The following is a 489-nucleotide window of genomic DNA, read 5'->3' on the forward strand; positions in this document are numbered from 1 at the left end:
CAGCAAACCGTGAGTCCCTTGCAGACCAAACCGGACAGTGTCGAGATCGCAGTGAACAAGGACGGCAACGTGTTCTGGAACGAGCGGCTGGTCGATGCGCCGACGCTGCTGGCGCGGCTGAAAACGGTGTCGGTGAAAGAACCGCAGCCGGAGGTGCACATCCGCGGCGATCAGGCGACCCGCTACGAGTCCATCGGACGCGTAGTGACCGCCTGCGAGCGGGCCGGTATCGCGAAGGTGTCATTCATCACGCAGCCGCCCGCGCGCGGCGGATAGGAGTCGAAACATGGGGATGAACGTATCGTCGGGCGGTGGGGGTGGCGAGCCGGAGGTGATGGTCGACATCAATACCACGCCGCTGATCGACGTGATGCTGGTGCTGCTGATCATGCTGATCATCACGATTCCAATCCAGATGCACTCGGTGAAGATGAATCTGCCGGTGGACAATCCGCCGCCGCCGAGCGCACCGCCGCCGGTCGTGCAGGT

The 489-nt window shown here is 63.2% G+C and carries 2 protein-coding genes; both read left to right on the forward strand.

The window, feature by feature from the left end:
• The coding region (locus tag FQ746_RS30405; RefSeq protein ID WP_144113525.1) for an ExbD/TolR family protein at window positions 1-276 on the forward strand (276 nt) is incomplete at its 5' end.
• Between the two features lie 10 nt (window positions 277-286).
• Window positions 287-489: ExbD/TolR family protein (locus tag FQ746_RS30410; RefSeq protein WP_186310878.1), on the forward strand; the 203-nt coding region annotated here is incomplete at its 3' end.

This window comes from Paraburkholderia sp. BCC1886, assembly GCF_900996245.1.
In the GTDB taxonomy this organism is placed as follows: Bacteria; Pseudomonadota; Gammaproteobacteria; order Burkholderiales; family Burkholderiaceae; genus Paraburkholderia.